We start from the raw sequence: 20,490 nt of genomic DNA on the forward strand, positions 1-20,490 counted from the left end.
CGCAGTCCTTCCGACCGCACCAGGGGAGACGCCCATGGCCACGTCCGCACACCAGACGAACATCCCGGCGGCGCTGACCGCCCTGGTCCCCCGACTGCGCGAGATCTGCGGTGAGGACGGCGTCCTCACCGACCTCTCCCGACGCCGCGTCTACGAGAGCGACGGCCTCACCTACCACCGCGCCACCCCGGGCGTGGTCGCCCTGCCCACCACCACCGCGCAGGTCGCCGCCGTGGTCTCCCTGTGCGCCGAACACGGTGTCCCCTACGTGCCCCGCGGCGCCGGCACCGGCCTGTCGGCGGGAGCGCTCCCCCACGCGGACGGGGTCCTCCTCGTCACCTCGCGCATGCGACGCGTCGTAGAGATCGACCCGGAGAACGAGTGCGCCGTGGTCGAGCCCGGCGTGACCAACCTCGACATCACCCGCGCCGCCGCGCCCCACGGCTACTACTACGCACCCGACCCCTCCAGTCAGCAGGTCTGTTCGGTCGGCGGCAACGTCGCGGAGAACTCCGGCGGAGCGCACTGCCTCAAGTACGGGTTCACCTCCGGGCACGTGCGCGGCCTGGAGATCGTCACCCCGTCCGGCGAGGTCGTGGAACTGGGCGGCAAGGCCACCGGAGCGCACGGCTACGACCTCATCGGCGCGTTCATCGGCTCCGAGGGCACCCTGGGGGTGGCCACCCGCGTCACCGTCTCCCTGACCCGCTCGCCGCAGAAGACCGTCACCCTGCTGTCCGCGTTCACGTCCATGGACGCCGGCGGCGAGGCCGTGGGCGCGATCATCGCCGCCGGGGTGCTTCCTTCGGCGATCGAGATGATGGACGCTCTGGCCATCGAGGCCGCGGAAGCGGCGGTGGCCTGCGGCTACCCGGCGGGTGCGGCCGCGGTGCTGGTGGTGGAGCTGGACGGGCCGACCTCGGAGGTCGACGCCCAGGTGGAGCGGGTCACCGAACTGTGCGCCGCCAGCGGGTCCTTCGAGACCCGTACCGCCAGCGGCGCGGTGGAGCGGGCGCTGATCTGGAAGGGCCGCAAGTCCGCCTTCGCGGCGGTGGGCCGGATCAGCCCGGCCTACATCGTGCAGGACGGGGTGGTGCCGCGCACGGCGCTGGGCGAGGTGCTGGGCCGCATCGCCGCGTTGTCCGCCGAGAGCGGCATCCGGGTGGCCAACGTCTTCCACGCCGGTGACGGCAACCTGCACCCGCTGGTGCTGTTCGACGACGCCGAACCCGGCGCGGGAGAACGCGCCGAGGAGGTGTCGGGGGCCATCCTCGACCTGTGCGTGGAACACGGGGGTTCCATCACCGGCGAACACGGGGTGGGCGTGGACAAGGCGTGCAAGATGCCGCGCATGTACTCCGACGACGACCTGACCACCTTCGACCTGTTCCGGCGGGCGTTCGACCCCGCCGGGATCGCCAACCCGGACAAGCTGTTGCCCACCCCGCGTCTGTGCGGTGAGCGGCCCGGGGTACGCACCGGGGTACACCCCCTGGTGGAGTCCGGTCAGGCCGAGCAGTTCTGACCCCGAACGGCGAGAGGCGGGAAGACCCAGCGTGAAGGACCTGGACGTCGAGGGCGTCACCCTGTGGAAGGGGACCGAGGCGGACGCGGTGTGCGGGGTCGTGCCCGACCGTGTGGCTCGCCCGAAGGACACCGAGGCGCTCGGGCGGCTGCTGGCCGCCGCCCGCGCCACCGGGGCCACGGTGACCCCGCGCGGGGGCGGCACCGCCCTGGACTGGGGTTCACCGCCCCGCTCCCTGGATCTGATGGTGGACACCTCCGCGCTGTCCTGGATCGACCACAACGCCGGTGACCTGGTCGTCGAGGTCGGTGCGGGCACGCCGCTGGCCGAACTCCGACGGACCCTGGCCGACGCCGGGCAACGCCTTTCCTACGATCCGTTGCGTGTCGGTGGAACCGTGGGCGGGGCGCTGGCGACCGGGGTGAGCGGGCCACGCAGGTTGCTCGCCGGAGGGCTGCGGGACCTGGTGATCGGGATGACCTTGGTGCGCGCCGACGGGGTGGTGGCGCGCAGCGGTGGTCGCGTGGTCAAGAACGTGGCCGGATACGACCTTGCCAAGCTGCACACCGGTGGGTACGGCACGCTCGGGGTGATCGCCTCGGCGGCGTTCCGGCTGCACCCGCTACCGCCGGCCGTTCGGGTGGTGAGCGTGCCTCTGCGGTCGCGGGAGGACACCGAGCGGGCCTTGGCGGACCTGCGGGCCACCACGGTGGTACCCGCCGCGGTGGAACTCGACCGGGACCGGTTGTGCGTGGTGTTGGAGGGGACCGCCGAGGGTCTGGTCCCCCGGGTCGAGGAGACCCTCCGGGCCTTGGGCGAGGACGGGGCGGAGGTCGCCGAGGAACTCCCCGAGGACTGGGGCCTCCTGCCCACCGAGGGAACCCTGGCGCGGGTCCTGGCGCCTCCGGCCGAGCTACCGGGCCTGGCCTGCGACCTGGACGCCGACGTCCGAGGGTACGGATCGGTGCCCGCGGGGACCCTGTACCTGGCGTTCGCCCCGGGCACCCCCGCCGACGTCGTGGAGAAGCGATTGGCCGCGGTCCGCCACGTACCCGATCGGACCGCGGTGCTTCTGCGCGCCGAACCGCACGTGCGCGAGGCCGGAGTCGACCCCTGGGGCGAGGTGCCGGGGCTGTCGCTGATGCGGGCCGTCAAGGACTCCTTCGATCCCGACCACCGTCTGTCGCCCGGCCGCTTCGCGGGCGGGATCTGAATCGTCCACCGCGCCCCCTGGGAGGATCCCGTGACCGAACGCCCCGGACCCGAGCGGCTCTTCGGCGACCTGTTGAACGACTGCGTGCACTGCGGTTTCTGCCTGCCGACCTGCCCCACCGACGTGCTGTGGGGTCAGGAGATGGACTCCCCGCGCGGGCGCATCCACCTGATGTCGCAGATGCACGAGGAGGACGTGCTCACCGAGACGGCGGTGGACCACTTCGACAACTGTCTGGGCTGTCTGGCGTGTGTGTCCTCCTGCCCGTCGGGGGTGGCCTACGACGCCCTGCTGGAGCACACCCGCCACCGGGTGGAGACCGAACACGAACGGCCCCGAGGCGAACGGGTGTTGCGCGCGGCCGTGTTCTCGCTCTTCCCGTACCGCGCCCGGTTGCGGGCCCTGCGCGGACCGCTGCGCGCCTACCGGTCCGGCGGGGTCTCCTCACTGGTGCGACGCTCCGGGTTGCTGGACCGCCTCTCCCCCACCCTGGCCACCATGGAGCGCATCGCGCCGCCGCTGTCCTCTCCGCCACCGCCGCTGCCCGAACTGGTTCCTGCGGTCGGCGCCCGGCGTGCCCGGGTGGGCATGTTGGTGGGCTGTGTGCAGGGGGCGTTCTTCCCTGAGGTGAACACGGCGACCGCACGGGTGCTGGCCATGGAGGGCTGCGACGTGGTGATCCCGCGTGCCCAGGGGTGCTGTGGCGCGCTGTCGGGCCACGCGGGTCGTCTCCGGGAGGCGGTGGAGTTCGCCAAGCGGTTCGTGGAGGTGTTCGAGGCCGGCCAGGTGGAACGAATCGTGGTGAACTCCGCCGGGTGCGGATCCAGCATGAAGCACTTCGACCGCACCATGGCCGAGGCCGGGGAGAGCGATGCCTGGGTGGAGCGCGCCCAGAAGGTGTCGGCCAAGGTGGTGGACCTGACCGAGTTCCTCGTGGAGCTGGGACCGCGCGCCGAGCGCCACCCGCTACCGCTGCGCGTGGCCTACCACGACGCCTGTCACCTGTCCCACGGCCAGGGCGTGACCAGTCAGCCCCGCGAACTGCTCACGCAGATCCCCGGGTTGGAGGTGTCCGACCTGCCCAACAAGGAGATCTGCTGTGGTTCGGCGGGGGTGTACAACCTGTTCAAGCCCGAGGCCGCCGCCGAACTCGGTGACCGCAAGGGGCAGGACGTGGCCGCGACCGGAGTCGGGGTGCTGGTGTCGGGCAACCCGGGTTGTTCGCTCCAGATCGCCTCGGCGATGGAACGCGCCGGCACGCCGGTGACGGTGACCCACACCGCCCGCCTGCTCGACGCGTCCCTGCGCGGCCTGAGCGTGGAACAAGCTCTCGGAAAGGTGTGAGATTTTCCAAAAAGAGAGCGGAGATAAAGGCACATAGAGCGCCTGTCGCCGCTTTTTTCATGCCTGCCGGAAACACACCCTACCCATTGATCAGACCCGGCTGGCGACAACGCGCCACCATGGGGATCGCTGGCGAGCATGAAATTGCAGGTCACACCGTTTCCCTATGGCCCGCACCACTGCCATGGCCACATCCGGACACCCAGAGTTCCCCAGAAGCCGCGCATGGCAACCGGACGAATTCGACCACGACGGAAGACACAAGCGGCTAACCAGCAAGAATACCCGAAGTGCGCACTTACTCACCTCCTACAAGCGATCCGAACCACCCGAGACAAGAGGATCCCCACCACACCGAGAAAACGACCGGACACCATCGCGACAACCTGCAAAAATACCGGAAAACCGCAGCCCGATTCCGAATTCGAGATCGACCTGGAGAGAAAAGCGGACCTGCCATAAGTTCTTCCTCGGACAACGGAGAAACGTTACCAGGAATCCCCCGGGAAGGAAGCATGAACAGAAGCAAGAAAGTCCTTGTGACCGTTCTGGTTGCTGCGGGCATCAGCGTCGGAACGGCCGGAGCCGCCTCCGCGGTCGTCTCGAACGTGGGCGGTGGAACCTGGGACCGCGGCATCGTCGCTGAACGCGTCTACTCGAACTATCTCCACAACAGCAGGTGCCACGGCTCCACCGCTGTGGGGACCAGCACCGTTCGCTCGCCGAACACCAGCGCTGGCTCCTGGGCACGAGCGAGTGTCCAGAAGTCGTGGACGAACAACCAGACGTACTGGCGCAACAGCTGCTGATGACGAAACAGGAGCAATCCCCCATGAAACTCACCAAGCGCGCTCTCGTGACCACGGCCCTGGCCCTTGGCATCGCCGCCGGTGCCGCCTCGGCCGCGCACGCCGCACCTCCGAACGAAACCTGGAACCGCGGCGTCACCGGCATTCCGGGTGCCGGTACCAGTTACTCGCACTACTTCCACCCCAGTGCGTGTCACGGCGCCACCGCGGTGGGGAAGACCACCGTGCGCACCGCCAACATCGCCGCGGGATACTGGGCGTGGGCCACCGCCGATCGCGCCATCGGCAACAACCAGGCCTACCGACGCACCTGCTGATCCCCCGACGAACAAGCCCGCCGGTGCCACGGCACCGGCGGGTTCCTGACAGGACGAATTCGTGCCCAACAGAACCCTCGCCTTCGCCTACGTGGCCTGTGCCGTGTTCGCCGCGGTTATCGCGTTCCTCCTGGCCACGACGGCCGAGCGCACGATCTACGTGCTGGAGGACTCCCAACTGGTGTGGATCTCCCAGAGCGACGGGACCCACGACAACGACGAAGTGGCTGCCTCGGTACAACAGGTCGCCGACGACCAGGACGCCTCTATCGGCTACGTCATCACCGACGTCAACGAACCGTCCTCGGTGGTCCACCTCTACCTCGCCGTCGCGAACTCCGAGTCCCGCCACCAGCAGTGGCTGGAGGACGGCTACCCCGCATTCGGCCGGGACCTCACCGTCACGACCCACCCCATCACGGACTTCGGTGAGGTGGGGCCGAATGGCATATACCTGATCTTCGGTGACACCGAGGCGGAAGCGGCGCTGCGCGCAGCCCTGTCCGAACACGGCCTCCATGAGGCGGCCGGCACCCAGGTCACCCAGATGTGGCACTACTTCACCGGCGGGCACCTTTTCAACCTCCTGGCGGTCGCCCTCCTGGGGTCGGCGGCCGCGACCGGGGCCGGAGTCCTTCTCTCCGCCCGCGACTACGGTGTCATGCGCCTCCAGGGACGCTCCTACCTCGACATCCTCGGCGGAGACCTCAGGAAGATCCTCCTGCTGTCCGCGATCGCCCTGCCATCGGTGGTGGCCGCGACGCTGGCGTTCCTCGGGGTATACAACGGGTGGAACCAAATCGGCCTCTACTCCCTGCTGGCCGTGGTGTTCCTGGCCCTACTGGCGGTCCCCTGCCTGCTCGTGCACGCGGCGGTCCTGGGTCTGGTCCACACCACGGGCATCCTGCCGGCGCTCAAGGGACGCCTCCCCGTGGGCAGCACCACCGCGGCGGTCTACCTGGTCAGGGTCCCCGTACTGGTACTGACCCTGATCATCCTCGGCGGAGTCCTCAGTGCCGCCCAGGACGTCCGTGACCAGCGCGCCGGGCTGGCACTCCTGGCGGACCGCGGCGACACGTCCTTCCCCTCCCTCTCGGCCAACTACGGGTGGGCGGACTCGGAGGCCGTGGACGAGGCCCTGGGGCCGTGGCTGCGAGAAGCCGATGCCGCGGGTGACATGGTCCTGACCATCCACGGCAACATCGACGAGTTCCTTCCCGTCGACCAGGCGCAGCCGTGGACCACCTCCTCGACGGTTCGCCCGGTCCTCGTGGTGAACGACACCTACCTCGCCGAAGAAGAGGTGCTTTCCCCCTCCGGTGAGCGCCACGGCTCCGGGGACACCGTTCGGATCATCGTGCCGGATAACGCCCGGGAGCTCACCGACGAGCTTGTCGATGACGTGGCCAACGGCTGGCTCACGATCAACGGCCGAGGAGAGCAGGCGCCGGAGGTGGAGGCGCTGGTGGCGGCCGACGGCCAGACACTGTTCACCTACGCGGCCAAGGGCATGAGCGATCCCCAGCACTTCCTGCCCCTGGTGCACGACCCCGTCGTCATCGCGCTGCCGAACGGCGCGATCCTGTCCGACGACGACTACGTCAACTACCTGACCGGCCGCTCGACGGCCTTTCCCGATCCCTCGGTGGTCGAGGACTTCCGTGAAGAGAGCCCGGAGGCGTCACGGTACCTCTCGATGGTGGAGACCCTCACCGTCAGCGCGCTGAAGGACCACCACTACTCATTGAACGTCCTGCGCAGTGAGACGTTCAACCTGCTCGGGGCGGGCGCCGTGCTGCTGCTCACCGCCATGGCCGCGTGCATCGTCCACGTGCGTACCCGGGCCCAGGAGATCTTCGCCCGGCACATCAGCGGCTGGACCTTCGCCGCCACCCACCGGCGCCTGCTCCTGGTAGAGGGCGGCCTCGCCGTGGCCTTTCTGGGCTGGGCGACGTGGGACACGCTCCGCAAGCTGGCTATGGCTTCCGACGCCATGTACGGAGGCCCAGGAGGCATGGGACCCAGCGGGGCCGAGCCGTTCTACGCGCTGGGCATCGTGTTGGTGAGCATGGTGATCACCATCGCCGCGCTGGCCCTCTTCCACCGAAAGATCGTCCGCGAAGGCGCCTCCCAGGCCTGACCACCGAAGAACCGAGGAACACCGTGATCACCCTGAAGAACCTCAGCAAGTCCTTCGGTCGCCGCGTCCTGTGGGACGACTTGGATCTGGCCGTCGAACCCGGCCGCATGCTCGCCTTGGTCGGCGCCAGCGGATCGGGCAAGACCACCCTGCTCAACTGCATGGGCCTGCTGGAGAAGCCGACCGGCGGGCGGATCCTGTTCAAGGGCACCGACGTCACCCGGTTGGGCCCGGGGAAACAGCGCCGGTTCCGCCGCGACCACCTGGGCTACCTCTTCCAGAACTACGCGCTGATCGAGAACGCCACCGTGAAGGCCAACCTGGACGTGGCCCGCCGTCGCGGCACCCGCCCCGACCACGCGACCGCTCTGGAGAGGGTCGGCTTGGCCGGGCGGGAGAAGGAGAAGGTCCACCACCTGTCCGGCGGCGAGCAGCAGCGCGTGGCCCTGGGCCGGCTCATGGTCAAGAGGCCGTCTCTGGTCCTGGCGGACGAGCCCACCGGCGCTCTGGACCACGACAACGGGACAATGGTCGTGGACGTGCTGCGCAGGATGAGCCGTGAAGGCTGCGCGGTGGTCATCGCCACGCACAACGACTCCGTGCGCGACGCCTGTGACACGGTCTTCGACGTCGCATCCCAAAAGGAGCTCGCTGCGCGCTGACCCGGTGTGCGGCCCCGTCAGATCAGGGAGGTCTCGCCCTCGGCGATGATGACGGCGGGGCCCCGGAGGCGGGCGCCCGAAACGTCCAGGTGCACGGTGCACTCGCCGCCCAGGACACGCACCTTCCAGGTGGAACTTCGGCCCTCGGGGGCGGCAGCGGCCGCGGCCGCGACGATGCCGGTGCCGCAGGAGCGGGTCTCACCGGAGCCACGCTCGAACACCCGCATGTCCAGCACCCCGGGAGCGACCTCGTTGTAGACCTCGACGTTGGCGCCCTCGGGGAAGGCTTCGGGGTCCAGTTCCGGGGGCAGGCTCAGGTCGACGTCGGCGACCGGAATCTCGACCTCGCAGGCCAGGTGCGGGTTGCCCACGGAGATCTGGTCACCGTGGACGACCTGGCGGGCGAGCTTGGCCGAGGAGGTGCCCTGCATCTCCACCCGGCCCATGTCTATGGTGACTTCACCGTCGTCCTCGATGGTGACCTCCTTGGCCCCATCACGCGTGCCGACCTCGAACCGGTCGGTGTCCACCAGCCCGGTGTGCAACAGGTAGCGGGCGAAGACGCGCACCCCGTTGCCGCACATCTCGGCGACGCTGCCGTCGGCGTTGCGGTAGTCCATGAACCACTCGGGCCGTTCGGCGGTACGCGCCGCCGGGGCGAGGGCCTCACCGAGCTCACGCGTGCGGATCACCCGAAGGACGCCATCGGCGCCGATGCCCGCTCTGCGGTCGCACAGCAGCCGGACGTCCTCCTCCGTGAGTCGAAGCTCCCCATCGGGGTCGGGGAGGATCACGAAGTCGTTCTCTGTTCCGTGGCCCTTGGCGAATCGCATGCGGCCATCCTAGGGGCGCTCGTGGACACGACCTGACCGTCGATCCTCCGTTGATGGTCACGAACCGTGCCCGGCGTGGTTACGCTGGAGGAATGATCAAGGTGATCGCGGTCGTGGGCCCGACCGCTGTGGGCAAGTCGGACCTGGCCGTCGACCTGGCGGAGCGGTTGGAGGAGAGCACCGGACGCCGGGGCGAGGTGATCAACGCCGACTCCATGCAGCTGTACCAAGGCATGGACATCGGCACCGCCAAACTCTCCGAGGCCGAACGTCGCGGTGTCCCCCACCACCTGTTGGACGTGTGGGAGGTGCACCAGCCCGCCGACGTGGCCAGCTACCAGAGCATGGCCCGCGAACTCGTGGACGACTGCGCCGACCGGGACGTCATCCCCGTACTGGTGGGCGGTTCCGGACTGTACGTCCGAGCGGTCCTGGACCACATGGAGTTCCCCGGCACCGACCCTGGGGTGCGCGCCCGTCTGGAGGCCGAGTTGGCCGACGTGGGGCCGGGTCTGCTGCACGCCCGTCTGGCCGAGTCCGACCCCGAGGCGGCCCGCACCATCCTGCCCGGCAACGGACGACGGATCGTCCGCGCTCTGGAGGTCATCGAACTCACCGGCAGGCCGTTCACCGCCAACCTTCCCGACCACACGTCCTTCTACCCGTGTCTACAGTTGGGGCTGACCGCCCCGCGCCCCGAACTGGACGAACGCATCGACCTGCGCGTGGAGCGCATGTGGGACCAGGGTCTGTTGGAGGAGGTCCGCCGGCTGGACAAGCAGGGGCTGCGCGAGGGCCGCACCGCCGCCAAGGCCCTGGGGTACGCCCAGGCGTTGGCCCAGCTGGACGGGGAGATCACCGCGCTGGAGGCCAAGGAGAGCACCGCCCAGGCCACCCGTCGGTTCGCCCGCAGGCAGGAGTCCTGGTTCCGCCGGGACCCGCGCGTGCGCTGGCTGCCCTACGATTCCCCCGCCCTGACGGAGCGGGCGATGGCCCTGGTCGAGGCTGCCCTGACCGGACGCGACGAGGAACCGGGCGAGGCCCTGGTGGACGTGGCCACCATGGTCCCCTTCCCGCAGGGCCGCGACCAGGACGCCTGATCAGGCTCGGTTCCACAGGGCGACGTGGTAGCCCACGCCGTAGGGGGCCTCGTAGGCCAGCACTTCTCCGTTGAAGGGCCGTTCCCCCGCCGCGCCCGCCAGGGCCTGCCAGGCGGGGCGGCCCGCGACCATGAGCGCGCGGGCGGTGTCGGGGTCCAGCCCGGCCAGATGAGCCGTGTCGGCCTCGGCCAGGGCTTCGGCGACGGCGTCGTCGTAGGGGATCGCTCGCTCGTCCACGTATCCGGGTGAACTCTTCGTGCGGCGCGCGCTACCGTCCCCCATCACCAGCAGGACCACCCTCGCGGCGGAGTCGGCCAGGGCCGCGCCCCGTTCGGCGGCCCGCTCCGGGGTGAGGTCGTCGGGTAGTTCCAGGTAGCCGTCCGGGGTACGGCCACCGCGTTCGGCCAACCATCGCCCCGTGGTCGCCGCCAGGTTCAGTACCCCTGGAGCCGGCCCCACGCGTACGTCCACGCCGTAGGCACGTAGGTCCCCACCGGTGTCCGCTCCGTACTCCCGGTCGATGGGGCCACGTCCCACCACGTACAGCCGGTCGGCCCCACAGCGGACGAGCTCGGCCACGGCACGGTCACAGGCGGCGCGCAACGGGTCGAGTTCGGTGGAGGAACCCTGGGCGACCTCGGGGAACAGTACTGGCGGATGGGGACACACGGCGGCGGCGATCAACACACGAGGAGGCTATCGCCGAATCATCGACACCCCTTGTGCGGGGCGTCGGGCCGACCTATCGTTGACTTCGTGACCGTTTTTGAAATCTGGTCAGGAAGTCAGCGATCATCGACCCGAAGACGACGGGGTACCACCGTGACGACGAGAAGCGGCTCCAGGACGGCCAGGGAGGCCGAACGCGCCCGACGCGCGGCACGCATCCTGGACGTGGCCGGGGAACTCCTCGTCACCTGGGGATACACCAAGATCACGATGGAGGACGTGGCGCGCCGGGCCGACGTCGGCAAGGGCACCGTGTACCTGCACTTCCCCACCAAGGAAACGCTGTTCAGCACGGTGCTGGTGCGCACGCAGATCGAGGTCGGCACCCACCTGATCGAACGTTTCCGGGCGGATCCCGCGGCGATCCTGCCGAGTTCGATCGCCCGTGAGATCCACCTCGCCCAGGAGCGGTGGCCGATCCTCAAAGCACTGCTCACCAGTGACAACACCACCCTCGGTTCGATGATCACCGCCGTCGGCGAGGAACGCGGCGACCTGATCAGGGGCCGGGCCCGGGTGATGCTCACCTACACCGAGCTGCTGCGGAGCCACGGTCTGCTCCGTGCGGAGCGCACCTCCGAACAGCAGAACTACGTGTTCGTCTCGACCGTGCTGGGAGCGCTCGCCACACCACCGCTCCTGGAACTGCAGTCCTATCCGCTTCCGAACCTCGCGACACGGGCGGACATCCTCGCCGACACCGTCCACCGCGCCCTGGAGTCACCCGCGAGCCCTGAGGCGTTGCTCGCGGCCAGAGACGAGATCCTCCCCCTGTTCGACGCCCTGCTGGACACGGCCCGGGACGTCCTGGCGGAGTATCTCCCACCCGTAGGCTGACCTCCCCTTTGGAGGGGACATGAGCACTCCGACGCTTCCCGACCTGACCTCACCCGAGGCGGCCGCAGAACTGCCCCACATCCTGGAACGCCTCCGCGAGGCCGGGGGTTCGGCCCCCGCCTCCTTCGGTGGATCACCCGCCCGACTGTTCGTCGACGACACCGACTCGCGCACCATCCTCAGCGACAGGCGCTTCGTCGTGGACACCGCGAACCTGGAGGGGGAGACCACCGCGCTGTCCCGCCCCGAACTCCTGCGCCACATGGGGGTCGAACCCGACCTGATCGTCTACGCCACCCAGGGCGTGCTGGACAAGGACGGGATCGACCACGTGCGCCTGCGCAAACTGGTCTCGCGCACCTTCACCGTGCGCCGGGTCCAGGCGATGCGCCCGGGCGTCCAGGCCATCACCGACGAACTCCTGTCCGACCTGTCAGGACACGTCGAGGACGGCTCGGTCGACCTGCTCCGGCACTTCGCCTACCCGTTGCCCATCAGGGTCATCTGCGACCTGGTGGGAGTGCCCGAAGAGGAACGCGACCTCTGGCAGGTGTGGAGCCACGCCCTTACCTCGTTCGATCTGAGGGATCCCGCACAACTCAACTCGACCCTGGAGGAACTCGGCGCCGCCTCACGACGGCTCATCGCCGCCCACCGGGCCCGGGAACACGACGACCTGTTGAACGACCTGGTCCGGGTGACCGACGACAACGGCGAACGCATGTCCGAGGACGAGCTGATCACCATGATCCTCTCACTCGTCATCGCCGGGCACGAGACCACCGCCAACCTCATCGGAAACGGCACTCGCGCCCTGCTCACCCACCCCGACCAGCTGACGCTGCTCAAGGACGACCCGGAGCTGCTGCCCGCGGCCGTCCACGAACTGCTGCGCTGGTGCGGCCCGGTGTTCCAGACGAGGATGCGTTACGCGACCGAGGACGTGGAACTGAACACCGGCACGGTCCGACGTGGTGAGGCGGCCATCGCGATGATCGCCGGCGCCAACCGCGACCCGAAGGCGCACCCTGATCCCGACCGGCTCGATCTCACCCGCCACCAGGGCGTTCCCGGTGAGGCCCACGTGGCGTTCGGGCACGGCATGCACTACTGCCTGGGCGCCGCCCTGGCCCGATTGGAGGGTCAGGTGGCCTTCGGGTCCTTGTTCGAAGCCTTCCCGGGCCTGTCCCTGGATCCGGACAGGCCCGCCTCCCGACAGCCCAACTTCGCCTTCAACCGCTTGGAGAACCTGTACGTGCGGCTGTAGGTCCGGCCGAGGTCGGGGTCAGACGTCGCAGCAGCCGCCAGCGGGGGCCGGCTGTTCGTCGGGGACCCCGATCTTCGGCATACCGAGCAGCACCTCGGGCTTGCTCACCTGGACCGGCCTGCCCTGGCGAGCGTCCCAGGCGTCGCCCGCGCGGGTCCGGCGCAGCTTCCGGATCCCCGAGTCCGCGACCAGGTGGTGCGGGGCGGCGTAGGTGATCTCGACGGTGACCATGTCGCCGGGGCGGGGCTCCTCGCCGTCGCCCAGGCCGAAGTGCACCAGACGGTTGTCGGGGGCGCGGCCGGACAGGCGGCGGTGTTCGCCGTCCTTCTTGCCCTCGCCCTCGGCGACCATGAGCTCGACCTCCCGGCCGACCAGCTTCTGGTTCTCCTCCCAGGAGATCTGGTCCTGCAGGGCCACCAGGCGCTGGTAACGCTCCTTGACGACCTCCGGCGGCACCTGCTCGTCCATGGTGGCCGCCGGGGTCCCTGGGCGCTTGGAGTACTGGAAGGTGAACGCCATCGCGAACCGGGACTCGCGGACCACGTGCAGGGTCTCCTCGAAGTCCTCCTCGGTCTCGCCGGGGAAGCCCACGATGATGTCGGTGGTCAGGGCGGCCTCCGGCATGACGGCGCGCACCTTCTCCACGATGCCCAGGAAGCGCTCCTGGCGGTAGGAGCGACGCATGTCCTTGAGGACCTTGCTCGACCCCGACTGCAACGGCATGTGCAGCTGCGGCATGACGTTGTGCGTCTGGGCCATGGCCTCGATGACGTCGTCGGTGAAGTCGCGCGGGTGCGGGGAGGTGAAGCGGACCCGCTCCAGCCCCTCGATCTCACCGCAGGCACGCAGCAGCTTGGAGAAGGCCTGGCGGTCGCCGAACTCGCTGCCGTAGGCGTTGACGTTCTGTCCGAGCAGGGTCACCTCGGTGACGCCTTCCTCGACCAGCGCGCGCACCTCGGCCAACACGTCACCGGGACGGCGGTCCTTCTCCTTGCCACGCAGCGCGGGCACGATACAGAAGGTGCAGGTGTTGTTGCAGCCCACCGAAATCGACACCCAGGCGGCGTACGCGGACTCGCGGCGGCTGGGCAACGTGGACGGGAAGTGCTCCAACGACTCGGCGATCTCGACCTGCGCCTCCCGTTGGACGCGCGAACGCTCCAGCAGGGTCGGCAGGGAGCCGATGTTGTGCGTTCCGAACACCACGTCCACCCACGGGGCGCGGCGCACGATCTCACCACGGTCCTTCTGGGCGAGGCAACCACCCACGGCGATCTGCATCCCGGGGTTGGCGTCCTTGACCGGACGCAGGTGCCCGAGGTTGCCGTAGAGGCGGTTGTCCGCGTTCTCCCGGACCGCACAGGTATTGAAGACGACGATGTCTGCGGTGGTGTCCTCGGCTGCGCGCGCGTACCCAGCGTCCTCCAGCAGACCGGAGAGGCGCTCGGAGTCGTGGACGTTCATCTGGCAGCCGTAGGTCCGCACTTGGTAGGTACGACTCTGGCTCACCGGTCCAGGCTATCCGCTCTTGGACGGGCCGCCGTCCCGGAGCCGGAAGCGAGCGCGGACACGGTGGGTGGCCGGTATCGGCCGGCCGGTGGGAACTCCGACCCTGACCTGGGTATCTCCCGAAGGCCTCCGCACGGATGGGGCCCGACGAGATCACGGGGAGTCACGAATGAGACGCTACAGAACGGAACCGCCACTCGTTGCGACGAGGGCGGATTCATGCGTGTCCTCACATAACGGTTTCGCGAATCACGCCGTAACAAGTCTGCTACTGGCGAGACCAGGCGGCGTTTTCGTGATGACACGGCAACTTGGACCCATTAGGTTCCGATCATGACTTCAACTCCTCTCGTCGTGCTGGAGAACGTCAACAAGCACTTCGGCGACCTGCACGTGCTCCGCGACATCGATCTGACGGTGAACTCCGGCGAGGTGGTAGTCGTCATCGGTCCGTCCGGATCCGGCAAGTCGACGCTGTGCCGCACGATCAACCGGCTCGAGACGGTCGACTCCGGCACCATCTCCCTCGACGGACAACCGCTGCCCGCCGAAGGTCGTGGTCTGGCCAAGCTGCGCAGCGACGTCGGCATGGTCTTCCAGTCCTTCAACCTGTTCGCGCACAAGACCGTTCTGCAGAACGTGACGCTGGGCCCGATGAAGGTGCTCAAGCAGTCCAAGTCGGACGCCGAGGCGCGCGGCATGGAACTGCTCGACCGCGTGCAGATCGGCGACCAGGCGAACAAGTACCCGGCCCAGCTCTCCGGCGGCCAGCAACAGCGCGTGGCCATCGCCCGAGCCTTGGCGATGAACCCGAAGGTGATCCTCTTCGACGAGCCGACCTCGGCCCTGGACCCCGAAATGGTCCAGGAAGTCCTCGACGTCATGACCGACCTGGCGAACGAGGGCATGACCATGGTCGTGGTCACCCACGAGATGGGGTTCGCCCGTCGCGCGGCCAACCGGGTCGTGTTCATGGCCGACGGACAGATCGTCGAGGAGAACACCCCCGATGAGTTCTTCACGTCCCCCCGGTCGGACCGGGCCAAGGACTTCCTGTCCAAGATCCTGACCCACTAGTCCGCCCCCGGACGACGTCCCAGCAGCTTCGCACGCTCAAGGAAGAGGTACCCCACATGCGAGCCCGTCGCATCAACACCGTTCTGGGCGGCGCCGCCGTCCTCGCCCTGGCCCTGACCGCCTGTGGTACCGCCGAGGTCGGCGACTCCGGCGGAGACGGAGACGAGGGCGGTGGCGACACCATCACCATCGGTGTCAAGTACGACCAGCCCGGCCTCGGCCTCGATGAGGGTGGTTCCCCCGTCGGCTTCGACGTCGACGTCGCCACCTTCATCGCCGAGGAACTCGGCTACTCCGCCGACCAGATCGAGTGGACCGAGGCCGCCTCGGCCAACCGCGAGTCCTTCCTCCAGCAGGGCACCGTGGACATGATCATCGCGACCTACTCCATCACCGACGAGCGTCGCCAGGTCGTCGACTTCGGCGGCCCCTACTACGTCGCCCAGCAGGACATCCTGACCCAGGCCGACGACTCCGACATCACCGGGCCCGAGGACCTCGACGGCCGCGTGCTGTGCTCCGCCTCCGGTTCCCGTTCGGCCCACAACATCACCGACGACATGGAGATCGACGCCGAGCTGCGCGAGGCCGGCAACTACTCCGAGTGCCTGGAGCTGCTCGGCAACGGCACCGTCGACGCCGTGACCACCGACAACACCATCCTCGCGGGCTTCGCCGCCCAGAACCCGGACGAGTTCCGGATGGTCAACAACCCGTTCGGCGAGGAGAAGTACGGCGTCGGTCTGCCCGCCGGCTCCACGGAGCGTTGCGAGGAGGTCAACGCGGCCATCACCAAGATGTGGGAGGAGGGCGCGGCCACCGAGTACCTCGAGGACGCCTTCGGCACGACCGACTTCGCCTACGAGGAGGAAGTCCCCGAGCTCGAGGCCTGCGCCTAAAACCGTCATCTGACCTCGTTCGGAAGGTGGGGCCGACAACCGGCCCCACCTTCCGGGCCTTGACCGGCTGGGACCCATGGAAGCCTTTCTCAGCAATATCGACAGGGTCGTCGACGGTTTCTCATGGACCGTCAGGCTGACCCTGCTCAGTGCCTTCTTCTCATTCATCCTGGGCATCCTGCTCACCGCGATGCGGGTCTCCCCCGTCCCGCTGCTCCGCGGACTGTCCACCGCCTACGTCGAAGGCATCCGCAGCACCCCGCTGACCCTGGTGCTGCTGTTCTGCGGTCTGGGCCTCAACAGCGCCCTGGGCGTGAGCCTGGCCGACAGCGTGGCGATGGACGTGTTCTGGTGGGCGGTGATCGGTTTGTCCGCCTACACCTCCTGCTTCGTGTCCGAGACCCTGCGCTCGGGCATCAACACCATCCCCCTCGGGCAGGTCGAGGCGGCCCGTTCCCTGGGCCTGACCTTCACCCAGAACCTGCGCATGATCGTCGTACCGCAGGCGTTGCGCACCGTCGTGGGTCCGCTGGGCAGTGTGCTCATCGCGCTCACCAAGAACACCACCGTCGCCTCCGTCGCGGGGTTGGGCGTCCAAGAGGCGTCCCGGGAGATGAAGCTCATGTTCGACCAGGGCATCGCTCCGGTCCTGCCGACCTTCGTCGGATTCGCGATCGGGTTCCTGATCCTGACCCTGCCGATGGGTTACTTCTTCGGCTGGCTCGCCAAGCGCGTGGCGGTGGTCCGATGAGCATCCAGACCTCGGTCCTCTTCGACGTTCCCGGCCCCCGGGCCCGGAAGCGCAACATCCTCTACACGGTCCTCACCGTCTTCCTGGCGTTGATCGGCCTTTCCATCCTGTACCTGGGGTTCAACCGGACGCTGAGCGACCGCGAGTCGAGCCTGTTCAGCGCGGAGACCTGGGCGGTGAACCCGGCGGGTCAGTGGGCCGCCGACATGTGGGCGCCGTTCCTGCGCGCCGACACCTGGACCGGATACGTCATCCCCGGTCTACAGAACACGCTGACCGCGGCGCTGACCGCCTCGGTGCTGGCCATCGTGTTCGGTCTGGTCTTCGGCATCGGCCGGCTGTCGAAGCACTGGTGGATCCGCGTGCCCTCCGGGGCCATCGTGGAGTTCTTCCGTGGCATCCCTCTGCTGATGCTGATCTTCTTCACCATGGCGCTGCCCATCGTGGCCTGGCAGGTCTTCGACGTTCCCACCGGCACCTTCCAGGTGACCGCGCTGGCCGCGGTCGTCACCGGTCTGACCCTGTACAACGGGTCGGTGCTGGCCGAGGTGTTCCGGGCGGGCATCCTCGCGGTGCCCAAGGGGCAGAGCGAGGCCGCCGAGTCCATCGGCATGAGCCGGACCCAGACGATGTGGACGATCCTGATCCCTCAGGCCGTCACGTCGATGATGCCCGCGATCGTGGCCCAGCTCGTGGTCCTGTTGAAGGACTCCGCGCTCGGCTACATCATCGCCTTCCCGGAGCTGCTGCGCAGCTTCACCCTGCTGGCGACCCGGGAGAGCAACGTCATCCCGGCGGCGATCATCTGCGCCCTCATCTACATCGTGATCAACCTGACCCTGAGCAGGGTCGCGATCTGGTTGGAGCGTCGCAACGCCCGGCGCGGCAAGCCCTCGGCCACGCCCACCGCCGCGGGAGGCGCTCCGTCCGAGGTGAACGGCGCCCGTGGTTCCGACGAGAAGCCGACGGAGGAGCCCGGACCCCACAAGGGTTGACCGGTCCGCTCCACGGCCCACAGCGCGGCCCCGACGAACGCACCCCGAGTGCGATCGGCGGGGCCGCCTCCGTTCGTCCCTTCGAGTACCGATCGGGGCTGCACAGCGACTCCGTGGAGCACTAAGGTCGACATGTCATCTCATAACCCACGACCCATCCTGAGCGGGACATGTCTGAACTGTCGAGCCCTCATGGCCGCTGGCCATCGCCTATCAGCGCCGGAGACGTCGCCCGAGGAACGCTGCTGCCCGCGTTCCCCTCTGTTCGGGGCGACGAGGTCTGGTGGCAGGAGTACCGACCGGCCGAGAACGGCCGCACGACCCTGGTACGGCGGGACTCGGACGGGTCCGTGCACGACCTGCTTCCCGAGCCCTGGAACGTGGGAACCCGGGTGCACGAGTACGGAGGGCGCTCCTACCTGCCCGTCCCCCGCCGTGACGACAAGGCCATCCCCCGCGTGGGCGTGGTGTTCGCCGACCACGACACCCAGCGGTTGTTCCTCCTGGAACGGGGGGCCAAGGAGCCCCTACCCCTCACCCCCGAGCCCACGCGCAAGGCGGGGTTGCGGTACGCCGACCCGGTTCTGAGCCCGGACGGCAAACAGATCCTCTGCGTGCGCGAGGACCACACCGGTGCGGACCTGAGCCGCTCCATCGTGTCGGTGCCGCTCTCCGGGCGCGGCGCAACGGACCCGGCCGCCGTCCGCGAACTGGTCACCGGGGCGCGCTTCTACGCCTCCCCCGCCCCGTCCCCGGACGGACGCCACCTGGCCTACGTGCGCTGGAACCACCCTCGGATGCCCTGGGACGGTACCGAACTGCGCGTGGGTGAGCTCACCGAGACCGGTCTTATCGGTGAGTACACGCTCAAGGGCGGGGTCGACGAGTCCGTACTCTCCCCCACCTGGGTCGATGACGACTCCATGTACCTGGCCTCGGACTGGCCGGGTTTTTGGAACCTCTACCACGCCGGGCTCAAGGGCCAGGCGATCGCGCTCTACCCGGCCGAGGAGGAGTTCCACGAGGCGCCGGGGCGCCTGGGCAACCGTTCCTTCTGCGCGCTGGAGAACGGCAAGGTGGTGACGCTGCACGGCGACACCGCGCTGCGCCCCGCCCTCTACGACCCCGACACCCTGGACCTGGAGGACGTCCCCACCGATCTCACCTCCTGGTCCCAGGTCGACTCAGATGGGCTCAACGTCGTCGCGGTGGCCGCCTCCCCCGACTGCGCGCCCTGCGTGGTGCGCCTGGACCCGGCCCGCCGCAGCGTGGAGGTCCTGCGCCGATCCCTGGAACGGGCCCCGGACGCCGCCTACCTTCCCGCCCCCACCCGGGAACGCCTTCCCGGCCGCTACGGGGCCACTGTGTACGCCAACGTGTACCCGCCGACCCACCCGGACCACGATGGAAGCGAGCCCGCACCGTACGTGGTGTGGGCGCACGGCGGGCCCGTCGGCCACTCCCGCCGGGAACTGGACCTGAACAAGGCCTACTTCACCAGCCGCGGCATCGGTGTGGTGGACGTGGACTACGGAGGTTCCACCGGCTACGGGCGCTCCTACCGCAAGCGTCTGCACAAGGAATGGGGCGTGGTGGACGTGGAGGACTGCGCCGCGGTCGCCCGTGCCCTCGTCGACCGTGGTGTCGCCGACCCCGAGCGCCTCGCGATCCGCGGCGGCAGCGCCGGGGGTTTCACCGCGCTGTTGGCGCTCACCGGTGACACCTTCGCCTGCGGGGTGTCCTACTTCGGTGTCGCCGACCTGCTCGGCCTCGCCGAGACCACCCACGACTTCGAGTCGCGTTTCCTCGACACCCTGCTCGGCCCGCTCCCCGGCTTCATCGAGACCTACAAGGAACGTTCCCCCATCAACCGGATCGCCGAGATCGACGTACCGGTGCTGCTGCTCCAGGGCATGGACGACCCGGTGGTCACCCCGGACCAGGCCTTCTCCATGGCCTCGGCCCTGGGCGAGCGCGGTGTTCCGTACGCCCTGCTGGAGTTCGAGGGCGAGTCGCACGGCTTCCACACCGAGGAGGCCCGCGTGCGTTCCTTGGAGGCCGAGCTGGCCTTCTACGGGAAGGTGTTCGGGTTCGAACCCGAACCCGACGTGCCGGCCCTCGAGCTGAGCACCACCCCACCCGAGCCCCGACCCGAACCGATCCCGGACCCAGCCCTGGAACCGGTCTCCGCCGAAGCCGGGACCGAGAGCTCCGGCGCGGGCACCGATCCGCACGAGGTGTCCGAGGACGACATCCCGGTGGCCGAACAGCTCCCGGACGTCACCCCGGCCGCGGGTGTCACCGCGAGAACCGGAGAGCCCGTCACCAAGGACGAATGAGAAGCCGGTGAAGGGGACCGGCGGTCGGAGATCGAGCTGATCGCCCCTGATCACCTCCCTCGGGTCGGGAGCCGGCCTACAGGCGTTGTGGTCGCCGAGAGTGATCTGGGTGGGGAGAGTGGACTGCTTCTCGGGTGTGTGGGC

18 protein-coding genes are annotated in these 20,490 nt (G+C 68.9%); 15 read left to right on the forward strand and 3 right to left on the reverse strand.

The annotated features are described in order from the left end of the window. Window positions 1-34: 34 nt before the first annotated feature. The 7 genes from NLI01S_RS17260 to NLI01S_RS17285 all read left to right on the forward strand — a co-directional run bounded on the left by NLI01S_RS17260 (window position 35) and on the right by NLI01S_RS17285 (window position 8,010). The gene (locus NLI01S_RS17260; RefSeq protein ID WP_067605824.1) at window positions 35-1,525 is read left to right on the forward strand and encodes an FAD-linked oxidase C-terminal domain-containing protein; all 1,491 of its coding nucleotides are present in this window, start codon (window positions 35-37) and stop codon (window positions 1,523-1,525) included. A gap of 31 nt (window positions 1,526-1,556) precedes the next feature. After that, window positions 1,557-2,738 (forward strand): FAD-binding oxidoreductase, encoded by a 1,182-nt coding sequence (locus NLI01S_RS17265; RefSeq protein ID WP_067605827.1) that lies wholly within the window; start codon window positions 1,557-1,559, stop codon window positions 2,736-2,738. A gap of 30 nt (window positions 2,739-2,768) precedes the next feature. Further along, on the forward strand, window positions 2,769-4,082 hold the full coding sequence (locus NLI01S_RS17270; protein ID WP_157091064.1) for a (Fe-S)-binding protein: 1,314 nt from the start codon (window positions 2,769-2,771) through the stop codon (window positions 4,080-4,082). Between the two features lie 515 nt (window positions 4,083-4,597). After that, a complete protein-coding gene (locus NLI01S_RS25370; protein ID WP_084392676.1) occupies window positions 4,598-4,891 on the forward strand; it encodes a lactococcin 972 family bacteriocin in 294 nt (97 codons plus the stop codon). A gap of 23 nt (window positions 4,892-4,914) precedes the next feature. Further along, window positions 4,915-5,208 (forward strand): lactococcin 972 family bacteriocin, encoded by a 294-nt coding sequence (locus NLI01S_RS17275; RefSeq protein ID WP_067605831.1) that lies wholly within the window; start codon window positions 4,915-4,917, stop codon window positions 5,206-5,208. A 61-nt stretch (window positions 5,209-5,269) separates the two neighbouring features. Continuing rightward, the gene (locus NLI01S_RS17280; protein ID WP_067605832.1) at window positions 5,270-7,348 is read left to right on the forward strand and encodes a hypothetical protein; all 2,079 of its coding nucleotides are present in this window, start codon (window positions 5,270-5,272) and stop codon (window positions 7,346-7,348) included. 23 nt (window positions 7,349-7,371) lie between these two features. Continuing rightward, entirely contained in the window at window positions 7,372-8,010 is a 639-nt protein-coding gene (locus NLI01S_RS17285) for an ATP-binding cassette domain-containing protein (protein WP_067605834.1), read from the forward strand. Between the two features lie 17 nt (window positions 8,011-8,027). On the opposite strand, the gene dapF is transcribed toward NLI01S_RS17285, so the two are convergent. Next, window positions 8,028-8,843, reverse strand: a complete 816-nt coding sequence (gene dapF, locus NLI01S_RS17290) for a diaminopimelate epimerase (RefSeq protein WP_067605836.1) — start codon at window positions 8,841-8,843, stop codon at window positions 8,028-8,030. A gap of 92 nt (window positions 8,844-8,935) precedes the next feature. Here dapF and miaA point away from each other — a divergent pair, with 92 nt between their 5' ends. Next, window positions 8,936-9,943: a tRNA (adenosine(37)-N6)-dimethylallyltransferase MiaA gene (miaA, locus tag NLI01S_RS17295; protein WP_067605837.1), complete on the forward strand. Its 1,008-nt coding sequence runs from the start codon at window positions 8,936-8,938 to the stop codon at window positions 9,941-9,943. Here miaA and NLI01S_RS17300 read toward each other — a convergent pair whose 3' ends face one another. After that, on the reverse strand, window positions 9,944-10,630 hold the full coding sequence (locus NLI01S_RS17300; RefSeq protein WP_067605839.1) for a class III extradiol dioxygenase subunit B-like domain-containing protein: 687 nt from the start codon (window positions 10,628-10,630) through the stop codon (window positions 9,944-9,946). Between the two features lie 135 nt (window positions 10,631-10,765). Here NLI01S_RS17300 and NLI01S_RS17305 point away from each other — a divergent pair, with 135 nt between their 5' ends. Together NLI01S_RS17305 and NLI01S_RS17310 are read left to right on the forward strand one after the other, a co-directional pair. Next, entirely contained in the window at window positions 10,766-11,509 is a 744-nt protein-coding gene (locus tag NLI01S_RS17305) for a TetR/AcrR family transcriptional regulator (protein WP_067605841.1), read from the forward strand. Window positions 11,510-11,528: 19 nt separating this feature from the next. Further along, complete coding sequence (locus tag NLI01S_RS17310) at window positions 11,529-12,776, forward strand: cytochrome P450 family protein (protein WP_067605843.1); 1,248 nt, start codon at window positions 11,529-11,531, stop codon at window positions 12,774-12,776. A gap of 18 nt (window positions 12,777-12,794) precedes the next feature. On the opposite strand, the gene miaB is transcribed toward NLI01S_RS17310, so the two are convergent. Beyond that, window positions 12,795-14,261, reverse strand: coding sequence for a tRNA (N6-isopentenyl adenosine(37)-C2)-methylthiotransferase MiaB (gene miaB / locus NLI01S_RS17315; RefSeq protein ID WP_223809282.1), 1,467 nt, complete (start codon window positions 14,259-14,261; stop codon window positions 12,795-12,797). Between the two features lie 357 nt (window positions 14,262-14,618). Between miaB and NLI01S_RS17320 the strand changes: the two genes are divergently transcribed. The 5 genes from NLI01S_RS17320 (at window position 14,619) to NLI01S_RS17340 (ending at window position 20,346) form a co-directional block, all read left to right on the forward strand. Continuing rightward, window positions 14,619-15,362, forward strand: coding sequence for an amino acid ABC transporter ATP-binding protein (locus NLI01S_RS17320; protein WP_157091065.1), 744 nt, complete (start codon window positions 14,619-14,621; stop codon window positions 15,360-15,362). 56 nt (window positions 15,363-15,418) lie between these two features. Then, complete coding sequence (locus NLI01S_RS17325; RefSeq protein WP_067605846.1) at window positions 15,419-16,261, forward strand: glutamate ABC transporter substrate-binding protein; 843 nt, start codon at window positions 15,419-15,421, stop codon at window positions 16,259-16,261. A 76-nt stretch (window positions 16,262-16,337) separates the two neighbouring features. Continuing rightward, window positions 16,338-17,012 (forward strand): amino acid ABC transporter permease, encoded by a 675-nt coding sequence (locus NLI01S_RS17330; RefSeq protein ID WP_067605848.1) that lies wholly within the window; start codon window positions 16,338-16,340, stop codon window positions 17,010-17,012. Continuing rightward, window positions 17,009-18,007 carry an amino acid ABC transporter permease gene (locus tag NLI01S_RS17335; RefSeq protein ID WP_067605849.1) on the forward strand — a complete coding sequence of 333 codons (999 nt, stop codon included), beginning with the start codon at window positions 17,009-17,011 and terminating at the stop codon, window positions 18,005-18,007. The genes NLI01S_RS17330 and NLI01S_RS17335 overlap by 4 nt, the downstream gene beginning before the upstream one ends. Before the next feature lie 170 nt (window positions 18,008-18,177). After that, on the forward strand, window positions 18,178-20,346 hold the full coding sequence (locus NLI01S_RS17340; protein ID WP_067605851.1) for a S9 family peptidase: 2,169 nt from the start codon (window positions 18,178-18,180) through the stop codon (window positions 20,344-20,346). The last annotated feature ends 144 nt before the right edge of the window (window positions 20,347-20,490 follow it).

It is taken from the genome of Nocardiopsis listeri NBRC 13360 (genome assembly GCF_001570765.1).
GTDB lineage: Bacteria > Actinomycetota > Actinomycetes > Streptosporangiales > Streptosporangiaceae > Nocardiopsis > Nocardiopsis listeri.